Below are 6,746 nucleotides of genomic sequence, written 5' to 3' on the forward strand. Positions count from 1 at the left end.
CCGACCGGAACCCGGACCGACCGGAACACCACCAGGAGGAGCAGCACGGCCAGACCAATCACGATCGCCACGTACGGCACGAGCGCCGACTTCGTCTTACGGGCCATGTCGATGTCCAGCGCGGTGGTACCGGTGATCTCATAGGTCACGTCACCGGCGGCCTCCACGCTCGGGCGCGCCGCCCGCAACGTCTCCACCAGGTTCTCGGTGCGTTCGTCAGTCGGCGCGGTCGACGGCACGGCGGTAAGGATCGCCGTGTCGCCCTGCTGATTGAAGGTTGCCTTCGACACCGACACCACGCCGCTCGTCGACCTGATGCTGTCGGCCACGCTCCCCACCGCGGCTTCCCGCGCGTCGATCACCACCGTCAGCGGACCGTTGAATCCGGGACCAAAGGCCTCGGCCCGCAGGTCGTACGCGCGTCGTTTGGTCTCGGTGACCGGCAGCGACGCATCCCCGGTGTGCCGAGCTGCAGTGACAGGGAGGGAACGGCGATTGCGGCCAGTAGCGCCACGCCGGCCAGCGCGATCATGAGCGGGCGGCGCAGCACCAGCCGCATCCAGGCGCATGCGGTGGAACGACGGGGGAGGTCGGGACACCGCCACGCCGCTGGGCGCGGGTGAGGGTCCGGTTCGGGGCGAAGCCGAGCAGCGCGGGGACCAGGGTCAGCGCCACCAGGACGGCCATCACCACGGCACCCGCGGCGGCCAGCCCCATCTTGGCCAGCGACGGGATCCCCACCACCGACAGGGCGGCGAGAGCGATGACCACGGTCGTGCCGGCGAAAACCACCGCCGAGCCGGCCGTACCCGCAGCCCGACCGGCCGCCTGCTCGCCGTCGTGGCGGTGGCGTTCCTCCCGGAACCGTGAGACGACGAACATCGCGTAATCGATGCCGACCGCCAGCCCCAGCATCAGAGCGAGCATGCCGCTGGTGATCGCCATCCCCAGCGGCCCGGCCGGGCTCGGCCGCACACCGGCCGGTGCCACCGGTGGATCGCAACCCGGCCCTGCGACGCGACCTATGCGCGGCTGCCGCCGAAGTCCCGGCCGGTCGAAGGTTGCCCCTCAGCGGTGAAGACGTGATCTGCGCCGTCCTGTTCGGTGGTCCTGCCGATGGCCTGCATCCAGGGCTCGACCGTTACCTGCCCTATCGGACCGCCGTGCAGGCCGATCCACGAGCCGCCTACGTGTTCCGCTCCGACGATTCCCGTAATACCGTCCTGGCCCGCTCGGATTGCCAGTGGGTGAAGCACCGGCGCGTGGCCGGATACGACGTGTGGCAGCCGGCAGATCGTTGCCTCCCGTCGGGTCGGCAGACTCCGTAATCCACGCCATGCGGGTGACGCTCCAGCCGCGAACCACCGGCTCATATCGCGTCGGACGGTAGCGGGTTTCGGGGATCTTGACCGATCGGTCCTACATGGACTTTGATGGGCTAGGAAATCAACGGGGAAAGGGATTGGTCTTGACTACACGAAGAGCTCTCACCGGCTGGCTGGCGCTGTTCACGGCGCTGATCGCAACCTTCGCGATGGGCGCGGCGCCCGCTCAGGCCGCACCGGCATCGTTCTGGTTGAAGAGCATGAAGAACGGCATGTGCCTGGACGCCAGCTCCTCGCAGGGCGTGCGGCTGAACTCGTGCAACGACGGCATCTACCAGCGCTGGCACTCGGACCCCACGACCGACGAGATCTGGAACGGTACCGGTAAGTGCCTGGACGGCAGCACCTCCCAGGGTGTCCGGCTGCTCGATTGCAACGCCGGCGTCTACCAGAAGTGGGTCTCCCACCCCGCTGATGACAGCATTCGCCGGGCTACGGCCACCACCCTGTGCCTCGACGGGAGCGTCTCGCAAGGTGTGCGACTGCTGAAGTGCAACAGCGGTGACTACCAGGCCTGGTCGCTCGTCAGCCAGTAGTGGCGTCAACCTCGGCGGCCCCTGTTTCCAGGGGTCGCCGAGGTCTTTGCGGCAACGGTTCCGACGCCGACGACGGGCAGGTTCGCGGCTTGCAGTCGTACCCGGGCTGGTCGAGGACCTGTTCCTCGCTTCTCCAACGTGAGCGCCACCTCGGCGGCGTCGGCGGACCTGTCCACGCCGTACGAGGTGGTGTCGAACGTCGTCATCCACCGCGCCTGACCCGGCGATCCGCCCTGGGGGCGCCGAGAAGGCCGTTCGCGATGATGATCGAGCCGCCTCATCCGAACACGGCGGATGGCTTCGGAGACCGGGCTTCCTATCTATGCGCACGCCACGCTGGCCCGGGTAACGCTCGAGTCGGCCGCGTGGCTCGGGTACATCCTCGACCGTGAGCGCCCATTCGAGGTTCGATTCGCCCGCGGGATCGCACATCCGCTTGCCAATGTCGACGCCGGTCGCCGAGGAGCCAGCAAGATCCCCGGCAATCCGTACATGATGCCGCCCGCCGCAGAAGCCGTCCCGCACCGGAAGAGCCGATCGCTGCGAAGGCAACCGACCTCGTCCAAGCGCAATTCGGCGGGCTGCCCGGGATCTACCAGCTGTTGTCAGGCATAACTCATGGGATGCCGTGGCGGCTCGGCGACAGCGTCACGACCAGCGATCGAACCGCAATTTGGGCCCCCGACCCGGTGAATATCGGCGGTTCGGTCCTGGCAGCGTCAACAGCCGGTCATCGGGCCGCGGTCGCCGTAGCATGGCACCGCGGGTTCGACGACGATCCGGCGCTGACCGTCATGCGCGAGCGGTTCGTGGCCGCGAACACGACAGGATCGCCGACTACCGCCCGGGGCGGTGAGGCTCTGTCCCCGCCGGCCTTGACGAGAAGGGGCCCACCTGCAACGACGGGCCGTGCCCTGGAAACGATTAAGGGCGCCGACCGAATAATCGCTGGTCAGCGGCCACAAAAATCGATGAACTGCTCTGTGTTCGGAGCCCGACATTCGCGATAGACACACGGTACTTGTCGCCCGAGATTTCGCCTACACAACATAGCGACACGTCGCGGCGGACCGCCGGAGCATGCAGACGAACCGGGAGCCGTGAGTGCGGTCAACGGCAACCATCACTCGAAACCGCTGGCCGGCCAGAGGCGCCGGTGGTGCGGAAACCGGCCGCTGCGGCTTTTCTGGGATACCGTGAGCGCATATGGCTACTTACCTAAGCGCCTCAGTACTCCTCTCCGCCGACGGCACCCGTACCCCCGGCACCGCTGCCCTCTTCGCCGAACCTTCCCGCAAGGGCGGTGTTCCGCCGTGGGCCGGTGACTTCCGGCCCGCCAACAGCGCCGGCCGCGGTCCCAAGAACGCGGTCGGGCAGACCTTCACTCTGGAGATGCCCGACGGCAGCACCGGCAAGGTCGTCGTCCAGGGACTCAAGAGCGGAAAAGGCGGCGTCGTGCTCGCGCTGATGGGCGAGGACGCGCCGCCCTTCTGACCCGCCCGGCCGGTCGTGAAAGGATCGGGGGATGGGAAATCAGGGCTTGAACAGCGACATCGACGTACGACTCGCCCTGGCGCAAGATCGTTCGACCGGCCCGGACGAGCTGTACGAGCTGGCTTCGGATCCGTCCGAGCGGGTTCGTGCGGCGGTCGCGGCCAACCCGGGGGCCCCGGCCCAGGCTCTGCGGGGCCTCACCCGAGATCGTGAGCGCACCGTTCGCCAGGAGGTCGCGAGAAATCCCGCGACCTCCTCGGGGAACCTTCAGCGCCTCGTCCGGGACGCCGACCGGTGGGTTCGCTGGGCGGTCGCAACCAACCCGGCCTGCGACACCCCGGTCCGCGAGTTGATGGCGAAGGCGCAGGACAAGGAGCTCCGCGGCCTGCTGGCCGAGATGCCGGATCTCGAGCCCGACCTGGCCGCGATCCTCATCGACGACGTTTCCCCCGAGGTCCGGGAAAGGCTGGCCAGCCGGACCCGCGATCCCGAGGTTATCTCGGCGATGCTGCGCGACCGCACCGTCCGGGTCCGCAAGGGTCTGGCCACCAACGACGGCACCACGGCCGAGCAGCGCAGCACCCTGGCCCACGATTCGTCGCCCGACGTCCGGGCGGTGCTGGTACGGGCCCTGCCGCTGGCCGAGGCCGATCTTCGAGCCCTGCTGGACGACCGGTCGGCCGAGGTCCGGCACTCGATGGCCACCTCCGATCTCACCCCGGAACACATCCGGCACGAGCTGGAGAACGACGCCGACGAGACGGTGGCCGAGGCTGCCCGCCACTACCGCCCGAAACCACCCGCGGGTGAACCACACCGCCGTACGCTCGGTAAGCGCTTCCCCGGCAAGCCCAGGCGCTAGGGTCTTCTCCTCAGCGCCGGAAGGGCAGCTCGCATGCATCCCCACTTCACCGAATTGGACTGGGCGCCCACCCGCATCGGCGAGATCAGCCTGCGCCGGCGCCTCGATCCGACGACCCGGACCGAGGTGTACGAGGTCAAGCTCGGTGACGAGTATCTGATGTCGAGCCTGTTCACCGTGGCCGAGGAGGAACTGGCCCGGCTCGGCCTGGCCGCCGCGTCGGACGCGCCGCTGGACGTCGTGGTGGGCGGTCTGGGCCTCGGCTACACCGCCCGGGCGGCGCTGGCCGATGACCGGGTCGCTTCGCTGATCGTGGTCGAGGCGCTGGCCCCGGTGATCGACTGGCATCGCCGTGACCTGCTCCCGGGTGCCCACTCGCTGACCGCCGACCCCCGCACCACACTGCTCGAGGGCGACTTCTTCGCGCTGGTGCGCGAGGGCGCCGGGTTCGACCCGGCCGACCCCGATCGTCGCTTCGACGCCGTTCTGGTCGACATCGACCACTCCCCGGTCAACGTCCTCAACCCCGCGCACGCCGACCTCTACACCCCGGCCGGGCTGCGCCGGCTCGGCCGCTTTCTGCGCCCGGGCGGAGTGTTCGGGCTCTGGTCCGACGACCCACCGGACAAGGCGTTCCTGGGCTCTCTGCGGGAGAGTTTCGCCGCGGCGGCGGCCGAGGTTGTGCCGTTCCCGAACCCGCTGACCGGCGGCACGTCCGCCAACACCGTGTACGTCGCGACCGTCGCCGATTGATGCGAAGCCACGCCGCTGGGGGCCTGCCTCGGGAGCCGCATCCCGGGTGTCGCGGCGGGTCGTCCAGCTCGTGGAGACCTCGCAGATCACGACCGCCTCGGGCGGGCGTCCAGGTGGCAGCCGACGATCTTCGCAGCCGGGCTGTAGACCGCTAACGGGTCGAGGCGTTGAGCCCGGCTCTCTCCAGACTTCCTGCGCCAGAACCGAGGTTCGAGCTCGCTTGCCATCAGGGGCTCACCGCCACCCGCTTCGTGTCGCGAGAGCGTCGGCTTCAACGCCACACGGTGTCCGGTGGTGGCGAGTTCACCCGCGGAGACTCGGCGAAGCGGGATGCACCATAGAAGCCGCCGACCGGTGTCATGAGCATCTGAAAGGCAGCTCATTCGGGGAGCGGAGCGCTGATCGTCCAGGATCCGCTGAAATCGTCCATGCTCCAGACCTGCTCGCCCGGTTTGACCTTGAGGGTGATCTGCTTGCTGAACGGACGGCGGTAGGTCACCCCGGCCCGCGCCATGCGAAGGTCTGCGCTGTACGACAGATTGATCGCCAGCAGGTTCGTCTCCTCGTCGACGTATAGGACGGGAGACCCGATCTGCTCGTTGACCAGCTGCGGTCCGCTTGTCGCGAACTTGTAGCCGCCCCAGTAGGCGTTGAAGTACGTCAACACCTGGACCTCGCCGGCCTCATTCTCGTCGCCGGCGAGCGCCTTCTTCAGCGTCTTGCGCCACTCTTTGAGCAGGCCCGGATGCATGTGCAGCTCAGCCGACCGGAAGTCCGCGACAGCGTACTTGGCCTTGGGCTTGAGACGATCCATCTTGAACGTTTCGGCACGCAGGAACTTCACGACATCGCCGTACGTCCTCTGGACGTTGGCGGCGCCGAACTTCTGCGCCACGCCCTTGCCGATCACCGGCTCGGCGATGAGCGCCGTGGTGCTGTACGCCCCGACGGCCTTGGACATTGTGGCCAGCGGGCGGGGCGACGACGACGTCTTCGAAGAGGTCGGGGACGCGGTCACGGCCGTGGAAGCGGAGATCGTGGGGGAGGCGGTGGCCGTATCGCCGTCCGCGCAGCCGGTCAGTCCGGCGGTGAGCAGTGTGGCGACCAGCGAGCCCAGCACCAGCCGGCCACGAAAGGAGAACATGGCCAGAGATAATCATCGAAGGAAGATCTTGCGTCAATGTGAGCAGATCGCGCCGTTGCAGCACCGCCGACGTCCGGTCACATCGACTAGAAGCCAGCCGCAACCGCCCAGACCGGCGCGTGCGACTCCCCGTTCCGGCCGACGATCGGCCCTCATATGCTCCCTGTGCGAGATGCCCGTGCACAACCATGTTGACGACACGCCCGCACCGTCAGCGACGGTGAGATGAGTTGGCGAAGCTCAGCTTCGTCCGGCCATCACTGGAGTTCGCGCCCTTCTTGAAGGCGACGGTCATCAACGACTCGGAATTCGTCACGGCGGCGAAGTCGACGTACTTGCTCTTCATGTCGGCATGTCGGTTGTTCAAACGACGTCACCGCGAACCGGGACGGAGCTAGACGCCGCCTCGTATCGCGTCTAAAAACTTTGTGATACAGCGGCGGGAATGCTGGATCGCGTAGCTGAAAAAGGTGGCACGCTAGGCCGTGTTTCGTAGCGGCGTCGATGTTGAGGCGTGTTGGTGATCGATAACAGAAGAGGTCTCCGGTAGTTGGTTCAGCGACCAAGCTAGA

General features: G+C 67.6%; 7 protein-coding genes and 1 pseudogene. 4 read left to right on the top strand and 4 right to left on the bottom strand.

Annotated elements, in window-relative coordinates; translation table 11 throughout:
- Nucleotides 1–65: 65 nt before the first annotated feature.
- Nucleotides 66–569, bottom strand: a pseudogene (locus ACGFJ7_RS41300) (hypothetical protein); the annotation flags it as partial.
- The gene (locus ACGFJ7_RS41305; protein WP_392647476.1) at nt 529–990 is read right to left on the bottom strand and encodes an MMPL family transporter; all 462 of its coding nucleotides are present in this window, start codon (nt 988–990) and stop codon (nt 529–531) included. The gene ACGFJ7_RS41305 and the pseudogene ACGFJ7_RS41300, both read right to left, overlap by 41 nt.
- Nucleotides 991–1,468: 478 nt before the next feature.
- Here ACGFJ7_RS41305 and ACGFJ7_RS41310 point away from each other — a divergent pair, with 478 nt between their 5' ends.
- The 4 genes from ACGFJ7_RS41310 to ACGFJ7_RS41325 all read left to right on the top strand — a co-directional run bounded on the left by ACGFJ7_RS41310 (nt 1,469) and on the right by ACGFJ7_RS41325 (nt 5,030).
- On the top strand, nt 1,469–1,921 hold the full coding sequence (locus tag ACGFJ7_RS41310; RefSeq protein ID WP_360256674.1) for a hypothetical protein: 453 nt from the start codon (nt 1,469–1,471) through the stop codon (nt 1,919–1,921).
- Nucleotides 1,922–3,127: 1,206 nt separating this feature from the next.
- Complete coding sequence (locus ACGFJ7_RS41315) at nt 3,128–3,415, top strand: hypothetical protein (RefSeq protein WP_392647479.1); 288 nt, start codon at nt 3,128–3,130, stop codon at nt 3,413–3,415.
- 31 nt (nt 3,416–3,446) lie between these two features.
- Complete coding sequence (locus tag ACGFJ7_RS41320) at nt 3,447–4,277, top strand: hypothetical protein (RefSeq protein ID WP_392647482.1); 831 nt, start codon at nt 3,447–3,449, stop codon at nt 4,275–4,277.
- Nucleotides 4,278–4,310: 33 nt separating this feature from the next.
- Complete coding sequence (locus ACGFJ7_RS41325; RefSeq protein WP_392647484.1) at nt 4,311–5,030, top strand: spermidine synthase; 720 nt, start codon at nt 4,311–4,313, stop codon at nt 5,028–5,030.
- Nucleotides 5,031–5,409: 379 nt separating this feature from the next.
- Here the strand turns inward: ACGFJ7_RS41325 and ACGFJ7_RS41330 are convergent, their stop codons facing one another.
- Entirely contained in the window at nt 5,410–6,174 is a 765-nt protein-coding gene (locus ACGFJ7_RS41330; RefSeq protein ID WP_392647486.1) for a hypothetical protein, read from the bottom strand.
- A 211-nt stretch (nt 6,175–6,385) separates the two neighbouring features.
- Nucleotides 6,386–6,520 carry a hypothetical protein gene (locus tag ACGFJ7_RS41335; RefSeq protein ID WP_360256663.1) on the bottom strand — a complete coding sequence of 45 codons (135 nt, stop codon included), beginning with the start codon at nt 6,518–6,520 and terminating at the stop codon, nt 6,386–6,388.
- Nucleotides 6,521–6,746 lie beyond the last annotated feature (226 nt).

This window comes from Actinoplanes sp. NPDC048988 (assembly GCF_043197815.1).
Classification (GTDB): Bacteria; Actinomycetota; Actinomycetes; order Mycobacteriales; family Micromonosporaceae; genus Actinoplanes.

Excerpts from the sequence above, each read along its gene's own strand:
- ACGFJ7_RS41325 (WP_392647484.1), top strand. The coding sequence starts at position 4,311 with ATGCATCCCCACTTCACCGAATTGGACTGGGCGCCCACCCGCATCGGC.
- ACGFJ7_RS41335 (WP_360256663.1), bottom strand. The coding sequence starts at position 6,520 with ATGAAGAGCAAGTACGTCGACTTCGCCGCCGTGACGAATTCCGAGTCG.
- ACGFJ7_RS41315 (WP_392647479.1), top strand. The coding sequence starts at position 3,128 with ATGGCTACTTACCTAAGCGCCTCAGTACTCCTCTCCGCCGACGGCACC.
- ACGFJ7_RS41330 (WP_392647486.1), bottom strand. The coding sequence starts at position 6,174 with ATGTTCTCCTTTCGTGGCCGGCTGGTGCTGGGCTCGCTGGTCGCCACA.
- ACGFJ7_RS41320 (WP_392647482.1), top strand. The coding sequence starts at position 3,447 with ATGGGAAATCAGGGCTTGAACAGCGACATCGACGTACGACTCGCCCTG.